Annotated in this window: 17 protein-coding genes; 7 read left to right on the plus strand and 10 right to left on the minus strand. The window is 55.2% G+C overall.

Features of this window, described 5'->3' with window-relative positions:
- Window positions 1-7: 7 nt before the first annotated feature.
- The 6 genes from IB214_RS17305 to ybgI form a co-directional block, all read right to left on the minus strand.
- Window positions 8-1003 (minus strand): DUF979 domain-containing protein, encoded by a 996-nt coding sequence (locus IB214_RS17305; protein WP_096757849.1) that lies wholly within the window; start codon window positions 1001-1003, stop codon window positions 8-10.
- Entirely contained in the window at window positions 1000-1722 is a 723-nt protein-coding gene (locus IB214_RS17310) for a DUF969 domain-containing protein (protein ID WP_096757850.1), read from the minus strand. The genes IB214_RS17305 and IB214_RS17310 overlap by 4 nt, the downstream gene beginning before the upstream one ends.
- A gap of 180 nt (window positions 1723-1902) precedes the next feature.
- Window positions 1903-2637, minus strand: coding sequence for a 5-oxoprolinase subunit PxpA (gene pxpA, locus IB214_RS17315; RefSeq protein ID WP_117342246.1), 735 nt, complete (start codon window positions 2635-2637; stop codon window positions 1903-1905).
- A complete protein-coding gene (gene pxpC / locus IB214_RS17320; protein ID WP_115259062.1) occupies window positions 2627-3559 on the minus strand; it encodes a 5-oxoprolinase subunit PxpC in 933 nt (310 codons plus the stop codon). Before pxpC ends, pxpA begins: the two co-directional genes overlap by 11 nt.
- A complete protein-coding gene (gene pxpB, locus IB214_RS17325; RefSeq protein ID WP_117342276.1) occupies window positions 3553-4209 on the minus strand; it encodes a 5-oxoprolinase subunit PxpB in 657 nt (218 codons plus the stop codon). The genes pxpC and pxpB overlap by 7 nt, the downstream gene beginning before the upstream one ends.
- Window positions 4210-4238: 29 nt before the next feature.
- Window positions 4239-4982 (minus strand): radiation resistance protein YbgI, encoded by a 744-nt coding sequence (gene ybgI, locus IB214_RS17330; protein WP_096759449.1) that lies wholly within the window; start codon window positions 4980-4982, stop codon window positions 4239-4241.
- 288 nt (window positions 4983-5270) lie between these two features.
- Between ybgI and dtpD the strand changes: the two genes are divergently transcribed.
- A complete protein-coding gene (gene dtpD, locus IB214_RS17335; protein ID WP_117342245.1) occupies window positions 5271-6752 on the plus strand; it encodes a dipeptide permease DtpD in 1482 nt (493 codons plus the stop codon).
- 52 nt (window positions 6753-6804) lie between these two features.
- Here the strand turns inward: dtpD and IB214_RS17340 are convergent, their stop codons facing one another.
- From IB214_RS17340 to IB214_RS17355, 4 genes are all read right to left on the minus strand, one after another.
- Window positions 6805-7731, minus strand: coding sequence for an Rpn family recombination-promoting nuclease/putative transposase (locus tag IB214_RS17340; RefSeq protein ID WP_115259064.1), 927 nt, complete (start codon window positions 7729-7731; stop codon window positions 6805-6807).
- A 161-nt stretch (window positions 7732-7892) separates the two neighbouring features.
- On the minus strand, window positions 7893-9311 hold the full coding sequence (gene phrB / locus IB214_RS17345) for a deoxyribodipyrimidine photo-lyase (RefSeq protein WP_117342244.1): 1419 nt from the start codon (window positions 9309-9311) through the stop codon (window positions 7893-7895).
- An 18-nt stretch (window positions 9312-9329) separates the two neighbouring features.
- The gene (locus IB214_RS17350; protein ID WP_117342243.1) at window positions 9330-9899 is read right to left on the minus strand and encodes a DUF1722 domain-containing protein; all 570 of its coding nucleotides are present in this window, start codon (window positions 9897-9899) and stop codon (window positions 9330-9332) included.
- A 96-nt stretch (window positions 9900-9995) separates the two neighbouring features.
- Entirely contained in the window at window positions 9996-10202 is a 207-nt protein-coding gene (locus IB214_RS17355) for a YbfA family protein (protein ID WP_096757857.1), read from the minus strand.
- Between the two features lie 307 nt (window positions 10203-10509).
- On the opposite strand from IB214_RS17355, the gene kdpF reads away from it, so the two are divergent.
- Genes kdpF through kdpE form a run of 6 tightly spaced genes read left to right on the plus strand, consistent with a single transcriptional unit; the run spans window position 10510 to window position 18291 of the window.
- Window positions 10510-10599 carry a K(+)-transporting ATPase subunit F gene (gene kdpF, locus IB214_RS17360; RefSeq protein ID WP_008456132.1) on the plus strand — a complete coding sequence of 30 codons (90 nt, stop codon included), beginning with the start codon at window positions 10510-10512 and terminating at the stop codon, window positions 10597-10599.
- Window positions 10599-12278: a potassium-transporting ATPase subunit KdpA gene (gene kdpA, locus IB214_RS17365; protein ID WP_117342242.1), complete on the plus strand. Its 1680-nt coding sequence runs from the start codon at window positions 10599-10601 to the stop codon at window positions 12276-12278. Before kdpF ends, kdpA begins: the two co-directional genes overlap by 1 nt.
- A gap of 20 nt (window positions 12279-12298) precedes the next feature.
- On the plus strand, window positions 12299-14347 hold the full coding sequence (gene kdpB / locus IB214_RS17370) for a potassium-transporting ATPase subunit KdpB (RefSeq protein ID WP_117342241.1): 2049 nt from the start codon (window positions 12299-12301) through the stop codon (window positions 14345-14347).
- A gap of 8 nt (window positions 14348-14355) precedes the next feature.
- Entirely contained in the window at window positions 14356-14922 is a 567-nt protein-coding gene (gene kdpC, locus IB214_RS17375; protein WP_115259069.1) for a potassium-transporting ATPase subunit KdpC, read from the plus strand.
- Between the two features lie 10 nt (window positions 14923-14932).
- Window positions 14933-17617: a two-component system sensor histidine kinase KdpD gene (kdpD, locus tag IB214_RS17380; protein ID WP_117342240.1), complete on the plus strand. Its 2685-nt coding sequence runs from the start codon at window positions 14933-14935 to the stop codon at window positions 17615-17617.
- A complete protein-coding gene (kdpE, locus tag IB214_RS17385; protein ID WP_115259071.1) occupies window positions 17614-18291 on the plus strand; it encodes a two-component system response regulator KdpE in 678 nt (225 codons plus the stop codon). Before kdpD ends, kdpE begins: the two co-directional genes overlap by 4 nt.
- Window positions 18292-18310 lie beyond the last annotated feature (19 nt).

Below are 18310 nucleotides of genomic sequence, written 5' to 3' on the forward strand. Positions count from 1 at the left end.
TTCCTCCTTACAGGAACATCAGGAAATACATCAGGAACACGTTCACCAGCAACAGCAGGATGCCGGTCGGCACCTGCGCTTTAATCACCGCGTTTTTATCCGGCAGCTCCAGCAGCGCCGCTGGCACGATGTTAAAGTTTGCCGCCATCGGCGTCATCAGCGTTCCGCAATACCCGGAGAACATACCAATTGCCGCCATCACCGCCGGATTGCCGCCGTGCTGCAAGACGAGAATTGGAATCCCAATCCCGGCGGTCACAATCGGGAAGGCGGCGAAAGCGTTACCCATAATCATGGTCAGCAACGCCATACCGATGGTATATACCGCTACCGCAATAAAGCGGCTGTCCACCGCCAGATATTCCTGCGTCAGATACGAAATGCCGCTGCCGACGCCCGCCGCCGTAAACAGCAGTCCGAGCGTGGCAAGAATTTGCGGCAGAATGAACGCCCAGCCGATGGAGTCCAGCAGACGACGCGCTTCCTGAATCGGCTGATGTGCCCGCTCATGGGTCATTTTAACCGCCATTGCCAGACCAATCAGCGAACCGGCGGTCATTGAAAACAGCGTCACCAGCGTGGCGTGATTCCCCGGCCCAAACAGCGCATTCTGTAAACCCGGAATATGATTGAACATCAGCACGCCGACAACAGTGACCACCGGGATCGCCAGCGCCGGGAAAAACAGCCGGTTGCCCAGTCGACTGGCGCTTTCTTCACGCTGTTGTTGCGTACGTTGATGGTAGCTGCCGAGCTTCACGCCGCCAAAACCGGCGATCAGCGCCAGTACGACCACCGCGATACCCACCGCGATATGCACCGTACGTTTATCGCCAAACAGTGAATAGGTCCAGTCACCCAGCAAAAACAGTAGACCATACACGCCCCAGAACAGACCGGTGGTTAAACGCCGGGGGTTCGCTTTGTCCTGCCAGGACATCACGGCCACAATCAACAAGACCGCACCCGCCAGCCAGTAGAGATAGCTTTGCTGAAAATTCATTTCGCTTCTCCTTTCGCTGCGGCATTCGCTTTCGCGACTTCTCGTTGCAGATAGCTATCCAGCCGCCACAAGCGCGCACCGTGGATCAGGAAGGCACAAATCGCCGTTGGGATCCCCCACAGGGCAATGTGCAACGGCTCGGTCTGGATCCCGCCGGACTCCAGCATAAAGTTGTGCATGAAGATGATTGCCCCAAAGGCAACAAAGATATCTTCGCCGAAAAACAGCCCAACGTTATCGGTCGCCGCTGACATCGCACGCAGGCGATAGCGTACAGAGCCTGGCAGTTCACCGTGATTTTTCTCAGCGGCCCCTTCTGCCATCGGCGCCAGCAGCGGACGCACCATTTGCGGATGCCCCCCCAGACTGGTTAGTCCCAGCGCGGCGGTCGCTTCACGAATAAACAGATAGACAATCAGCAAACGGCCGCTGGTGGCGCTACGGATTTTCGCGATCCACGCCTGGGCGCGTTCTTTCAGGCCATGGCGCTCCAGCAGGCCGATGACCGCCAGTGGAATCAATAAGATAAACGGCAGGTTGCGGGTGTTGAGAAAACCTTCACCCAGTTTTTCGAGGATAGTGGCGATCGGCATATGCGCCGCCAACCCGGTGACGATCCCGGCAATGATAACCACCAATACCGGGTTAAAACGTAAAAGAAATCCGACCACGATGACGGCGATCCCCGTCAATGGCCAAAGAGAAATTACCTCTTCCATAATTCATTCCTGTTAAAACTCGTCATACTTCAAGCTGCAGGTGCGTTGACTGCCTTCGTTCACCCCAGTCACTTACTTCTGTAAGCGCCTGGGAACTCACTCACTGGTCATCTTCCTGCAACTCGAATTACTTAGAGTTTATGTTGTTGTGTAATATATTATTGTTTTGTATGGTAAATCTTATGCGCTAATTTCAATATTGCATGCATTAAACGCGCTGCGCAAACGGCGGGCAAAAGCGAGTGCGTGCTCACCATCACCATGAATACAGACCGTCTGTGCCGTGACGTTGGCCCATTCTCCGGTTTGGCTTTTTACTCTCCCGGACCGCACCATTTGTAAGGTTTGCGCCAACGCCTGCTCTTCGTCTTCAATCAGCGCCCCCGGCTGACTACGCGGAACCAGACTGCCATCCGCCTGATAGCCGCGATCGGCAAACACCTCCTGACGCGTCTGCAGACCATAATGCTCGCCGGCCCGAATCAGTTCGCTACCCGCCAGCCCCACCAGCACCAGCGACGGATCGCAGGCATGCACCGCCCTGGCGATGGCATCGGCTAACTGTGGATCCCTGGCGGCCTGGTTGTACAACATGCCGTGCGGTTTGACGTGGCGCATCACGCCACCTTCCGCCCGGGTTATCGCCGCCAGCGCACCGATTTGATACAGCGTCTGGGCGTAAACCGTATCGACGGGCAGGGTCATGGCGCTACGGCCGAAGTTTTCCCGATCCGGAAAACTGGGATGCGCCCCCACTGCTACGTCATTTTTTAACGCTTCACGCACGCTTGCCAGCATGGTTTGCGCATCGCCGGCGTGAAATCCGCAGGCAATGTTGGCAGAAGACACCAGTTGCAGCAGCGCGGCATCATTTGCGCAGCCTTCACCGAGGTCTGCATTCAGATCAATTTTCATCGTTAAGTCGCCATGTTAATTGTTCCAGATAACGCTGCTGGTCGTGACGCGCCTTTAGCGCTTCCTCCAGCGAGCACTGAACAAAATGAATTGGCTGGCCGAGGGGAATTTGCGCCAGATGGTACATATCCGCCTCAATGATACAGGCGATGCGTGGATAGCCCCCCGTGGTCTGGGCGTCGTTCATCAGCACAATAGGCTGGCCGTTATGCGGCACCTGCACCACGCCGGGAAGCAGACCATGCGACAACAGTTCTCGATCGGTAGTGCGCGTTAGCGGTTGTCCCTGCAGGCGATACCCCATGCGGTTACTCTGCGGGCTGAGTTGCCATGGCGAACGCCAGAATGACGCCTGCGAAGCTTCATCAAACTCATGATACTCAGGTCCGGGTAACGCACGAATGCGGTTCCCCCACATGAGCTGTTTTACCCCCTGCGGTCCGCTGAACCGTCGCGTGGAAACGCCCACCGCCAGCCTGTCGCCATCGCGTAACAGACGCCCTTCCAGACCACCGATGCCGACTTTCAGGTCGGTGCTGCACGAACCCATGACCTCGGGAACATCAATGCCACCCGCTATTGCCAAATAACTGCGCATGCCATGTTGCGGACGTTTTAGCGTCAGGCGTTGCCCAGCCTTCACCGGAAGTCGCCATCCGCTCCACACCGGGTTACCGTCTAAATGTGCATCACACCCCGCGCCGGTCAAGGCAAACCAGCTATCTGCGTCAAACTCCACAACCAACTGGCCGAGCGTTATCTCCAGCGCGGCGGCATTTGCATCGTTGCCCACCAGCAGGTTGGCAACGTTCAATGCGGGCTTATCCAGCGCCCCACAGTGGCTGATTCCTGACTGGCGAAAACCGTGACGACCGCCGTCCTGGACGGAGGTGTACATACCGGCACGAATGATAGTTAACATACTCCCTCCTTCTGCGGTACAAAGCGCACGGTATCTCCTGGTCGTAACAGGATGGGTTCATCCCGGCGGGGATCAAACAACTTAATGGCGGTATGCCCTATCAGCTGCCATCCCCCCGGTGTGGCGAGCGGATAGATACCGGTTTGTGAGCCGCCGATACCGACCGAACCTGCTGGAACAATCAGACGCGGTTCCGCACGTCGTGGAGTATGCAGTTGTTCCGGTAAGCTCCCGAGATAGGGGAACCCTGGCTGAAAGCCTAAAAACCAGACCACATAGTCAACAGAAGCATGCAATTCAACGACCTGCTTTTCGCCTAATCCACTGTGTTGTGCGACATCGGCCAGATCCGGTCCCTGCTTTCCGCCGTAGGTCACCGGAATTTCAATAAAGCGCGAATCTGGCTCCAGTGCTTCACTCTCCTCCCACCAGCGTTGCAGACGTTCAATGGCATCCAGCGCCAGGGTTTGCGGATTACGCAGCGTCACCGTGATATTGTTCATACCCGGGATCACTTCAAGCACATTCGGGGCATCAACCAGGCGCTGAGCCAAACCCCAAATACGTTTCTGGGTCGCCAGCGTAATGGGGGGTTCCAGTTCCAGAACCACCGCAGTTTCACCTAACAGATAACAACGCGCTCGCTGCACTTTCGTCCCTCTTTTTACAACCTGATTCATTAGGCGGGGTTAGGAATATCGATAAACGATACATCCAGCTCGGTATTTTCATTCAGCCATTCACTTAACGCCCGGATACCGCCGCGTTCGGTGGCATGGTGTCCGGCGGCATAGAAATGCAGCCCCTGCTCACGGGCTGAGTGAATAGTTTGTTCTGAGACTTCGCCGGTAATAAATGCATCAACACCAAAACGGGCCGCGCTATCAATGAAGCTCTGCCCTCCCCCGGTGCACCAGGCAACACGCTGAATTTTTTCCGGCCCGCTATCGCCACACCACAATGGTTTACGCCCTAAACGCGCCTCAATCCACGAGGCAAATTCCAGCCCCGGCACCGGCATGGCAAGTTCACCCCACGGTACCAACGGCTCGATTTCACCCATCACGGTAATGCCCAACAGCGCCGCCAGCTGTGCGTTGTTACCCAGCTCCGGGTGAGCATCCAACGGCAGGTGCCAACCATACAGGTTGATGTCATTTTCCAGCAGCGTTTTCAGACGATGGCGCTTCATGCCACGAATTACCGGAGATTCGCCTTTCCAGAAGTAACCGTGATGAACGATGACCGCATCAGCGCCCAGGCGCACAGCCTCATCCAGCAAGGCCTGGCTTGCTGTCACGCCGGTCACGATTTTATGCACCGTCTCTTTGCCCTCAACCTGCAAACCATTCGGCGCATAGTCGCTAATCGCGGCGCTGTTCAGTTTGTCGTTGATCAGTTGTTCCAGCTCGGTGTTTTTCATCATCGCCCTCGTTGTCATAATTTCTGCCTGTCCAATCAGCAATACTGCTTATGTAAAATAGCGTCCCCGCCTCCATTCGTCGATAACCATTTCACTGACACATCAAGAAACACTCACTCTCCGTTTGAACGTAAATTGCTTACCACTACGTGATTTTATTCATGTATATTTATGCAATCAGACAGCATATTGCAAAAATAATCAGATCTGTATCAAAGTTATAACTTCAAGGAAACACGCTCACGCAGTACGTTCATCCTGGCGTGAGGCATTTACTTCGAGAATAGAATGAATAAACACGCATCTCAGCCACGCGCAATTTATTACGTCGTCGCGCTGCAAATTTGGGAATACTTCAGTTTTTACGGCATGCGCGCCCTGCTGATCCTGTATCTCACCAACCAACTCAAGTACAACGATACTCATGCGTATGCGTTGTTCAGCGCTTACTGTTCGCTGGTGTATGTCACGCCTATTCTTGGCGGATACCTGGCGGATAAGGTCCTTGGTAACCGTATGGCGGTGATGATTGGCGCATTGTTAATGGCGGTTGGACACCTGGTACTGGGTGCCAGTGAAATGGCGCCAGCGTTCCTATATTTATCTTTGGCGATCATTGTCTGTGGCTACGGTCTGTTTAAATCCAACATTAGCTGCCTGCTGGGTGAGCTGTATCACAACGACGATCCGCGCCGCGACGGCGGGTTCTCACTGCTCTACGCCGCCGGAAATATCGGTTCGATTATCGCCCCCATTGCCTGTGGCTATGTGCAGGAAGAATACAGCTGGGCGATGGGCTTCGCGCTGGCCGCAATTGGTATGCTGGCAGGACTGGTGATTTTCTTGTGCGGCAACCGGCATTTCGCCCATACAACCGGCGTCAACAAAACGGTCCTGTGTGCCAGAACGTTTGTTCTGCCAAACTGGGCCTGGCTGTTAGTGCTGCTGGTCGCCGCACCGCTGCTAATTACCGTTCTGTTCTGGAAAGAGTGGTCCGTATATGCGCTAATCGTCGCCACCGTCATTGGTCTGGTCGTTCTGGCTAAAATTTACCGTCAGGCACAAACGCAAAAGCAGCGCAAAGAACTGGGGCTTATCGTCACGTTAACATTCTTCAGTCTGTTATTCTGGGCCTTTGCACAGCAAGGCGGCAGCTCCATCAGCCTGTATATCGACCGCTTTGTGAATCGCGATATTCTGGGATATTCCATTCCTACCGCCATGTTCCAGTCGGTTAACGCCTTTGCCGTGATGCTGTGCGGCATCGTGCTGGCCTGGGTAGTCAAAGAAAGCGTCAGTGGTAATCGTACCGTGCGCATCTGGGGAAAATTTGCCCTCGGCCTGGGGTTGATGAGCGCCGGATTCTGTATTCTGACCTTAAGCGCCCGCTGGTCCGCCGCTTACGGCCACTCCTCGATGCCGCTGATGGTGTTGGGGCTGGCGGTAATGGGATTTGCCGAACTGTTTATCGACCCGGTCGCCATGTCGCAGATTACGCGCATTGAGATCCCTGGCGTCACCGGCGTGTTAACCGGAATCTATATGCTGCTGTCCGGCGCTATTGCCAACTATCTGGCGGGGGTGATTGCCGACCAGACGTCACAAGGCGCGTTTAATGCCTCCGGGGCCATCAACTATTCCATCAACGCGTATATTGACGTCTTTAGCGAAATTACCTGGGGCGCGCTGGCCTGCGTGGCGCTGGTGCTGCTAATTTGGCTGTACCAGTCACTTAAATTTAAAAAACGCGCGCTGGCGCTAGAGTCCTGAGTTAACAGGCCCGATGATGTCATATGAGTCGGGCCTGTTTTTTATCAGACGGTTACGCATTATTCGCTGCCAAATCCTCTTCAGCCAAACCGGTAATCAGTAATACCATTTCGCGATCTATTCCTTGTGCCAGCATGGTTAGCGCAATACGCAACGCGGCTTCTTGCTTACCTTGCTGTAGTCCTTGTTGCAGCCCTTGTTGCAGTCCTTCCTGTACTCCATCTAACCGTAACCGCTCCGCAATAGTCATCAGCCTCTCCTTGTGTTGGGGGATCCGTTGCGTCATCTCTTGCATAAATTCAGTGAAACGAGATTCATCGCCGGATTGCAGAATGTAATTAAACATCGCCTGTAGCTGCGTGTCATTAGTGCAACCTGTTAGTAGCAGTGTGCTCAGTTGCTCTACCAGCCCCATCAAATCCCGCTGACGGATATGCTTTTGCATCAGTTCCAGCAACGCCATTCGCCTGTGAGCCATGATGTCGTCATCTGGCACAACCGTTATATCCACCAGCGGAAATGCGCTGGCATAAAGTTGCTTTGCCGCCACGGGATCGGCGAACGCATCCAACCAGCACAGTGAATACGGGTACGGGCTTCGACAGCCATGATAAAACAGCATCGGAATAACCAGCGGTAATTCCTTGTGCCCGGCGTCCAGATGGCGCTGCATAGCTGCCATCGCATAACGCAGCAGACGAAAGGCCATATGCGGATCGGCTGAACTCTGATGCTCTATAACAACATAAACATAACCATCGCCTTCGCGTGTGTGTAAAGACCAGAGCACATCGGAGTAGCGGGAACGTAAATCAGCGTCGATAAAGCTCTCTGACTCCAGTTTCAGCGTGGATAAATCGCAAAGCGTCCGCAGAGAAGCCGGAAGGTGAATGTCGAGGAAATCGCGCGCTGTTTCGGGATGGCGTAAAAATGTTTTGAATACCGCATCATGCGGTGTGGACGTCGCTGGCGTTGTCATCGTATTCCGTCACCTGAAAGAAGATGACGGGACTTTACTGCCCGAGCGTGACGCGTGCATCCAGGCATTCACAGCCTTGCGTACACGCTCCAATTCTAAATACGCCCGGCAGCAACGCATTCATGCTACCGGATGGTAGTACGCAGAAATAAACCGTACGCTCACCCCTTGCGTGCCGCCTCGTAGGCCGCCAGCGTCGCTAGCCTGGCCTGTTTATGATCTACAATCGGACGGGGATAATCGAGGGTAACCTGCGCTTTTTCTGCCCACGTCCACGGGTCGTGGATTGCTTTACCAGGTACCTCGTGCAACTCGGGAACCCACCGGCGGATAAACTCACCGTCGCGGTCGAATTTCTCCCCCTGAATTGTAGGGTTAAAAATGCGGAAATACGGTGCAGCATCGGTTCCGGTAGACGCAGCCCACTGCCAGCCACCGTTATTGGCCGCCAGGTCGCCGTCGATCAGTTGCGACATGAAGTACTGCTCCCCTTTACGCCAGTCAATCAGCAGATCTTTTACCAGGAAGCTGGCGGTGATCATGCGTAAACGGTTATGCATCCAGCCGGTAGCGTTAAGCTGGCGCATCGCGGCATCAACAATGGGGTATCCCGTATTTCCCGTCTGCCACGCCTGAAGATGCGCCGCGTTGTTCTGCCATTGCACGCGGTCAGTCCAGCGAATAAACGGTTGATACCGACACAGCGCCGGATACCAGGTCATTAAATGTCGGTAAAATTCACGCCAGATAAGTTCATTTAGCCATACGCTCCCGGCACCGCCCTCTAGCGCCTTCGGCTGTTCGGCTAACAGACGGTTCAGGCATTGACGCGGCGACAACCCGCCCGTGGCCAGACTCGCAGACAAGCGACTGGTGCCTTCAATGGCCGGGTAATCACGCTGTTGTTCATAGTCACTCGCGGCCTGCTGACAAAACTGGCGTAACTGCGCGATAGCCCGTTTTTCTTGCGCCGGGAAAAGTGCTGCATCAAAATCCTGCTGCGGATAATTCAGCGTGAGTGGCGTTAACGGCGCGGTGAGCGCCCCACTATCCCGCACCATTGGCGCGCTAACACATTCCGGAATGCCGTCTTTAATTCGCTTCAGCCAGGCATTTTTAAACGGCGTAAAGACTTTATACATTTCATGATTGCCGGTCATAACCGCGCCCGGGGGTAAGATCACACTGTCGTCAAAGCCTTCGCACACGACGTCAGGCAACTGCTTCTCGACCCTTGCATCACGCTGCCGTTCATTGATTTCATACTGATAGTTATAAAACAGTCGGCTGACGTCATGCTGCGCGCAAACACGTTTTACTGTCTCCACGCTGGCAGCAAAATCGGCAACTTCATGAAACAGCAGCGGGATCCCTTTTTCTGCCAACGCCGCATGTAGCGCATTCAACTGCACGCTGATAAACGCCGCCTGACGCGCAGACATATCATGCGCCGCCCATTGTTCTGGGGTGGCGATATATAGCGCCAGCACCCGGGCTGAACGATCCCGACACGCCGCCGCAAGAGCAAGATTGTCATGCAGGCGCAAATCACGCCGAAACCAGACCAGATGCGTGGTCATAAAACTCCCGCAGATAAATTAATTTTTGCCGCGCAAATCCAGAATTGCCGGCCAGAGTTCAAAATAACGTTGCCCGGACAGCCAGGTGTTCGGATGCTCGGCCATATAGTGTTTGATGAGCATTAACGGTGCAAGCAGTGGCTGCGCTTCACGTCGATAGCTATCGATTATCGAGGTCAGTTCCTGACGTTGATGCAGATCGAGTTGATTGCGGAAATAACCCTGAACGTGCATCAGGACATTGGTGTGATTACGTCGGGTTGCATTATTGAACAGCAAATGCGTCAGTCGTAAGCGGTACTCATTAAAAAACGCCTCAAGACTTTGCCATTCGTGGATGGCCGCAACGAAGGGGCCAAGTTCACGATACTCTGGCTGGGAATGCGCCAGCAGGATCAGTTTGTAGCGGGTGTGATAGTCAATCAACGCTCCGCGCGTTAGCCCCCGCTGGTGAAGCTTATACAGTTCATGCAACGCATAAATACGCACCAGAGTACTGTCGTCAAACGGGCAGACTTCTCTGGCAGAACAACCAACCGCAGGTGCCGTAACACAGGTGTGGATACCCACAGGAATTCTCTTGCTCATCACGACTCCTTATCCGTTATTCGGGTAAGTGTAGACCTCCGTGCATAAAAAAACCGCCACATTGCTGTTGGCGGTTTTTTTAGCAATTACGATGACTTAATAGAAATCGCAGGTCGCTTTTTCAGCCTGATCCATCCACACAGGTTTATCACTGGTTTTCGACCAGACGCGGTGCAGGTAGCTGTAAAAACGGGCACGGTCTTTCCAGAACAGCATGACCGGCAGCGCCAGCACGCCCGCCACGACGGCGAAAGTACGGCGTAATAAGACAATGTGCGCTGGATATTCTTTATACAAGTCCATAATCCTCTCCCCTATATCTGTTCGGTGAATAGCACCGGAAAATAAATTTGGTTAACTGATGAAAATAATACCGCCTTGTGTGTAATTTTGCTACTCATCCGACCACTTATTTTTATCTATTGATGCTCCGTTTAGCCTGAAACTGTAATTAGGTTACATAAAAGTTAAATTAATACTAATCATTAGTTAAATAACGGTCTTTGCCATTTTTATACTTTTTTTACACCCCACCCGCCAATTTTTGCGAAATCTTTGCAACCAAAAACCTACGCTCTGGTTATCACATTGATGTCACAGGAGGTGCACCGTGAGTGCAGGCGTGATAACTGGCATTGTGCTGGTTTTTTTATTACTCGGTTATCTGGTGTATGCCCTGATTAAGGCGGAGGCGTTCTGATGGCGGCACAAGGATTTTTACTCATCGCCAGTTTCTTACTGGTGTTATTTGTCATCGCCAGACCGCTGGGTGCCGTGCTGGCACGACTCATCACCAACATCCCCCTTCCGGGCGTAACCGGTGTTGAGCGTATTCTCTGGCGCGGGTTAGGCGTTTCACAACATGAGATGAACTGGAAACAGTACCTGCTGGCGATCCTGATGCTCAATATCCTGGGTCTGCTGGTGCTGTTTTCCCTGCTGATGGCGCAAAACTTGTTACCACTGAATCCTCAGCAGCTACCGGGGCTGTCATGGCATCTTGCGCTGAATACCGCCGTGAGTTTTGTCACCAATACCAACTGGCAGTCTTACAGTGGCGAAACCACCTTAAGCTACTTTAGTCAGATGGCTGGCTTAACCGTGCAGAACTTCCTGTCTGCGGCGACCGGTATTGCGGTGATTTTTGCCCTAATCCGCGCCTTTACGCGCCAGAGTATGAATACCCTGGGCAATGCGTGGGTGGATCTGGTGCGCATTACGCTGTGGATGCTGCTCCCTCTTTCTCTGCTTATTGCCCTGTTCTTTATTCAGCAAGGCGCACTGCAAAACCTGCTGCCCTATCAGTCATTCACCACCCTTGAAGGCGTCAAGCAGCTGTTACCAATGGGACCGGTTGCCTCGCAGGAGGCCATTAAAATGCTCGGTACCAACGGCGGCGGCTTCTTTAATGCTAACTCATCGCATCCGTTTGAAAACCCAACCGCCTTGACCAATATGGTGCAGATGTTGGCTGTCTTTTGCATTCCTGCCGCCCTGTGCTTTGCCTTTGGCGATGTCGTGGGCGATCGCCGTCAGGGACGCACCTTACTGTGGGCCATGTCGCTGATTTTTGTCATCTGCGTGGCGATTGTGATGTGGGCGGAAGTTCAAGGAAACCCACATCTGCTGGCATTTGGCGCAGACAGCAGTCTCAATATGGAAGGGAAAGAGAGCCGCTTTGGCGTACTGGTCAGCAGTCTGTTCGCGGTCGTCACAACGGCGGCCTCCTGTGGGGCGGTCATCGCGATGCACGACTCCTTCACCGCACTGGGCGGGATGGTACCGATGTGGTTGATGCAGATTGGCGAAGTGGTGTTCGGCGGCGTGGGCTCCGGTTTGTACGGCATGCTGCTGTTCGTCCTGCTGGCGGTGTTTATTGCCGGACTGATGATCGGGCGCACGCCGGAATATCTGGGTAAGAAAATCGACGTGCGGGAAATGAAAATGACCGCGCTGGCGATTCTGGTGACGCCTGCGCTGGTGCTGCTCGGTACAGCGATAGCCATGATGAGCGACGCCGGACGCAGCGCCATGCTCAACCCCGGCCCGCATGGTTTCAGCGAAGTACTGTACGCCGTGTCATCTGCCGCCAACAACAACGGCAGCGCCTTTGCCGGGTTAAGCGCTAACAGCCCCTTCTGGAACTGCCTGCTGGCGTTGTGCATGTTCTTCGGCCGCTTCGGGGTCATTATTCCGGTGATGGCAATTGCCGGTTCGCTGGTGGGTAAAAAGAGCCAACCGGCAAGCCAGGGGACGCTCCCCACTCACGGCCCACTGTTTGTCGGGTTGTTGATCGGTACGGTGTTACTGGTTGGCGCCCTCACCTTTATTCCTGCACTGGCGCTTGGCCCGGTCGCAGAATACCTCTCTTTACGTTGAGCGATGCGGAGCACATTGTTATGAGTCGCAAACAACTGGCACTGTTCGAACCGTCTCTGGTCGCACACGCGCTGATGGACGCAGTCAAAAAGTTAAGCCCACATACTCAGTGGCGCAACCCGGTGATGTTTATCGTCTGGCTGGGCAGCCTGCTGACAACCTTGTTAACCGTTGCAATGGCAACCGGGCACATGACAGGCAATCCCCTGTTTACCGGTGCGATAAGCCTCTGGCTGTGGGTCACCGTCCTTTTTGCCAATTTTGCCGAAGCGCTGGCGGAAGGACGCAGTAAAGCTCAGGCCAACAGCCTGAAAGGCGTTAAGAAGACAGCGTTTGCCCGTAAATTGCGTGAACCGAAATACGGTGCAGAAATGGATCATGTTCCCGCAGAGGAACTACGCAAAGGCGATATCGTACTGGTGGAAGCAGGCGATATTATTCCCTGCGACGGCGAGGTGATTGAAGGCGGCGCATCGGTGGACGAAAGCGCCATTACCGGGGAATCTGCGCCGGTTATCCGTGAGTCCGGCGGTGATTTTGCTTCCGTAACCGGCGGGACCCGCATTCTTTCCGACTGGCTGGTTATCGAATGCAGCGTGAACCCCGGTGAAACCTTCCTCGACCGGATGATCGCCATGGTTGAAGGCGCCCAGCGGCGTAAGACGCCCAACGAAATCGCGCTGACAATCCTGCTGATAGCCCTGACCATCGTCTTTTTACTGGCAACCGCCACCCTGTGGCCGTTCTCCGCCTGGGGCGGCACTGCAGTTAGCGTCACGGTGCTGGTTGCCCTGCTGGTGTGCCTGATCCCGACAACTATTGGTGGGCTACTCTCGGCGATTGGCGTGGCCGGTATGAGCCGAATGCTCGGCGCGAACGTGATCGCCACCAGCGGGCGGGCGGTCGAAGCAGCAGGTGACGTCGACGTACTGTTGCTGGATAAAACCGGCACCATTACGCTGGGTAACCGTCAGGCATCAGATTTTATTCCCGCCCACGGTGTCGACGAAAAAACGCTGGCCGACGCGGCGCAGCTTTCATCACTGGCGGATGAAACGCCGGAAGGTCGCAGCATCGTGATTCTGGCAAAACAGCGCTTTAATCTGCGCATACGCGATGTGCAATCGCTGCACGCCACGTTTGTGCCGTTCACCGCGCAAAGCCGGATGAGCGGCATTAACATCGACAACCGCATGATCCGTAAAGGCTCGGTCGACGCCATTCGTCGTCACGTTGAGGCCAACGGCGGACACTTCCCTGCAGATGTCGAACAGAAAGTGGAAAACGTTGCCCGTCTTGGCGCGACGCCGCTGGTGGTTGTCGAAGGTTCGCGCGTTCTGGGCGTCATTGCCCTGAAAGATATCGTCAAAGGCGGGATCAAAGAACGGTTTGCCCAGCTACGCAAAATGGGTATCAAAACGGTGATGATTACCGGCGATAACCGTCTGACTGCCGCCGCGATTGCAGCGGAGGCCGGGGTTGACGACTTTTTAGCCGAAGCCACACCGGAAGCTAAGCTGGCGCTGATTCGTCAGTACCAGGCGGAAGGCCGTCTGGTGGCAATGACCGGTGACGGCACGAACGACGCCCCCGCACTGGCGCAGGCAGACGTTGCGGTCGCCATGAACTCCGGGACCCAGGCGGCTAAAGAAGCGGGCAACATGGTGGACCTTGATTCTAACCCCACCAAGCTTATCGAAGTGGTCCACATTGGCAAACAGATGCTGATGACGCGCGGTTCACTGACCACCTTCAGTATTGCCAACGACGTCGCCAAATATTTTGCCATTATTCCGGCGGCGTTTGCCGCCACCTATCCGCAGCTCAACGCGCTTAACGTGATGCGTCTGCATTCGCCGGATTCGGCAATCCTCAGCGCGGTTATCTTCAATGCGCTGGTGATTGTCTTTCTGATCCCACTGGCACTGAAAGGGGTGAGCTACAAACCGTTGTCCGCCTCCGCCATGTTACGCCGCAATCTGTGGATTTACGGCCTCGGCGGCCTGGTCGTGCCATTTATCGGCATTAAAGTGATTGATTTACTGCTGACCCTGCTGGGTCTGGTGTGAGGTTTCAGATGAGTGGATTACGTCCTGCATTATCAACATTATTTTTCCTGATGCTTATTACCGGCGGGGTCTACCCGCTGTTGACCACCGCACTGGGGCAGTGGTGGTTTCCCCATCAGGCCAACGGGTCGCTCATCCGCGAAGGTCAGACGATCCGCGGTTCTGAACGCATCGGGCAACACTTTACCGCCGCCGGATATTTTCAGGGACGCCCGTCAGCAACGGCGGAAATACCCTATAATCCAATGGGTTCGGGTGGAAGTAATCTGGCCGCCAGCAACCCGGAGCTGGATAAGCAACTACAAAGCCGGATCGCCGCGCTGCGTGCCGCCAACCCGCAGGCCAGCCCTGTCGTTCCTGTGGAGTTAGTAACCGCATCCGCCAGCGGGCTGGATAATAACCTGACGCCAGAGGCCGTTGCCTGGCAGATTCCACGCGTGGCACATGCGCGCAACCTCAGCGTTGAAGAGGTTACGCAGTTGGTTGCACAATACACGCAAAAGCCGCTGGTCAGTTTTATCGGTCAACCGGTGGTGAACCTGGTGGAACTTAATTTAGCGCTGGATAAGCACTGAGACAAAGGACATGCATAGCGAACCCTTACGCCCCGATCCGGACCGTTTACTGGAACAAACGACCGCCCCGCATCGTGGAAAACTGAAAATTTTCTTCGGTGCCTGTGCCGGCGTGGGTAAAACCTGGGCCATGCTGGCAGAGGCCCAGCGGCTGCGGGCGCAAGGCCTGGATGTGTTGATCGGTGTGGTGGAAACCCACGGACGCAAAGAGACCGCCGCGCTGCTGGACGGTCTCGCCGTACTGCCGTTAAAACGTCAGACTCACCGCGGGCGACGCATCAGCGAGTTCGATCTTGATGCGGCCCTCGCCCGCCGCCCGGCGCTGATATTAATGGACGAACTGGCGCACAGTAATGCGCCAGGCTCGCGCCATCCCCGCCGCTGGCAGGACATTGAAGAGCTGCTGGAAGCGGGCATTGATGTCTTTACTACCGTTAACGTGCAGCATCTGGAAAGCCTGAACGACGTGGTCAGCGGCGTGACCGGTATTCAGGTGCGTGAAACCGTCCCCGATCCCTTTTTCGATGCTGCCGATGATGTGGTGCTGGTCGATCTGCCGCCTGACGACTTACGCCAGCGCCTCAACGAAGGCAAGGTCTACATCGCCGGTCAGGCGGAACGGGCAATCGAACATTTCTTTCGCAAAGGTAATTTAATCGCCCTGCGCGAACTGGCCCTACGCCGTACCGCCGATCGAGTAGACGATCAAATGCGCGCCTGGCGAGGACGACCGGGAGAGGAAAAAGTCTGGCACACCCGCGACGCTATTTTGCTGTGTATTGGACACAATACCGGCAGTGAAAAGCTGGTACGCGCCGCCGCACGTCTGGCTGCTCGCCTTGGCAGCGTGTGGCACGCGGTGTATGTCGAAACCCCGGCGCTGCATCAGCTCCCGGAAAAACAGCGCCGTGCGATCTTAAGCGCGCTACGGCTGGCACAGGAACTGGGTGCGGAAACCGCCACCCTTTCCGATCCCGCCGAAGACAAGGCGGTGATTCGCTACGCCCGGGAGCATAACCTGGGAAAAATTGTGCTGGGACGGCCAACCACGCGCCGCTGGTGGCGCAGCGATTCCTTTGCCGACAAGCTGGCTCATCGTGCCCCGGATCTCGATCTGATGATTGTCGCGTTGGACGAGCCTCCACCACGCGCAGCAGCCCAAACCATGGATACTCGCACTTTTAAGGATAAATGGCGGGTACAAATTCAGGGCTGTGTGGTGGCCGCCGCGCTGTGCGCCATCACCACGCTGATTGCCATGCAATGGCTGGTTACTTTTGATGCCGCCAATCTGGTGATGCTCTATCTGTTAGGCGTGGTGGTTATCGCCCTGTTTTATGGTCGTTGGCCCTCGGTAGTGGCGACCATGATCAACGTCGCCAGCTTCGATCTGTTCTTTATTGCGCCACGCGGGACGCTTGCCGTCTCAGACGTCCAGTATCTGCTCACTTTTGCGGTCATGTTAACGGTTGGTCTGGTTATTGGGAATCTGACCGCAGGCGTGCGCTATCAGGCGCGGGTCGCGCGTTATCGGGAGCAGCGAACGCGTCATCTGTATGAGATGTCCAAAGCGCTGGCCGTGGGACGTAGCCAGAAAGATATCGCCACCACCAGCGAACAGTTTATCGCCTCCACCTTTCAGGCCCGCAGCCAGGTGTTATTGCCGGATGAGCACGGAAAGCTGGCACCGCTGACAGAGCAGCAGGGCATGACGCCGTGGGATGACGCCATTGCCCAATGGAGTTTTGATAAAGGACAACCGGCAGGTGCCGGCACCGATACCCTCCCCGGCGTGCCGTATCAAATCTTGCCGCTGAAAAGCGCTGACAAAACGCACGGGCTGCTGGTAGTGGAGCCGGGAAACCTGCGTCAGTTGATGATCCCGGAACAGCAGCGTCTGCTGGAAACCTTTACCCTGCTGGTTGCCAGTGCGCTCGAACGCCTGACGCTGACCGCCAGCGAAGAACTGGCGCGATTGGCCAGCGAACGAGAGAGCATCCGCAACGCTCTGCTGGCGGCCCTCTCCCATGATTTACGCACGCCACTCACGGTGCTGTTCGGTCAGGCGGAGATTTTAACGCTGGATCTCGCCAGCGAAGGTTCTCCCCATGCCCGCCAGGCCAGCGAAATTCGCCAGCACGTGCTCAATACCACCCGGCTGGTCAATAATTTGCTGGATATGGCGCGGATCCAGTCTGGCGGCTTTAATCTTAAGAAGGAGTGGTTAACGCTGGAAGAAGTAGTAGGTAGCGCCCTGCAAATGCTGGAACCTGGCTTAGCCGCGCCGATTAATTTGTCGCTTCCGGCGCCGTTGACGCTGATTCACGTTGACGGTCCACTGTTTGAACGGGTGCTGATTAACCTGCTGGAAAACGCCATTAAGTACGCAGGTCCACAGGCGCAAATCGGCATTGATGCGCAGGTAGAAGGTGAGCATCTGTTTCTGGATGTATGGGATAATGGCCCCGGCATTCCAGCGGGCCAAGAGCACGCTATTTTCGACAAGTTCTCCCGGGGAAACAAAGAATCCTCAGTACCGGGCGTAGGGCTGGGACTGGCTATTTGTCAGGCGATTGTGAACGTACACGGCGGGACGATTACCGCCCACAATCGACCGCAGGGTGGCGCATGCTTCCGTGTTACACTCCCGCAGGAAACGCCCCCTGAACTTGAAGATTTTCATGAGGATATGTGACAAACGTACTGATTGTTGAAGATGAACAGGCCATTCGCCGCTTTCTGCGCACCGCGCTGGAAGCCGATGGCCTGCGCGTTTACGAAGCAGAAACGCTGCAACGTGGCCTGCTGGAAGCGGCCACGCGAAAACCCGATCTCATCATTCTCGATCTCGGCCTGCCGGACGGTGACGGCATCGATTTTATTCGCGACCTGCGACAATGGAGTGCCATCCCGGTGATTGTGCTTTCTGCCCGCAGTGAGGAGAGCGACAAAATCGCCGCGCTGGACGCCGGTGCCGATGATTATCTCAGCAAACCGTTTGGTATTGGCGAGCTGCAGGCGCGTTTACGCGTGGCCTTACGCCGCCACGCAACCGGGCAAACGCCCGAACCGGTGGTTCAATTCTCAAACATTAAAGTGGATATTGCCGCGCGGCTGGTACACCGTGGTGAAGAGGAAATACATCTGACGCCGATTGAGTTTCGCCTGCTTGCGGTCCTGCTGAACAACGCGGGTAAAGTACTCACCCAACGCCAGTTGTTAAACCAGGTATGGGGACCCAATGCCGTCGAGCACAGCCACTACCTGCGAATCTATATGGGGCACTTGCGCCAGAAGCTCGAGCTGGATCCGGCCCGTCCACGTCACTTTATTACCGAAACCGGGATCGGCTATCGGTTTATGCCGTGAACAGATGCTGAATAAAAAA

The sequence above is a fragment of the Citrobacter sp. C1 genome (genome assembly GCF_014596895.2).
Taxonomy (GTDB): Bacteria; Pseudomonadota; Gammaproteobacteria; order Enterobacterales; family Enterobacteriaceae; genus Citrobacter; species Citrobacter gillenii.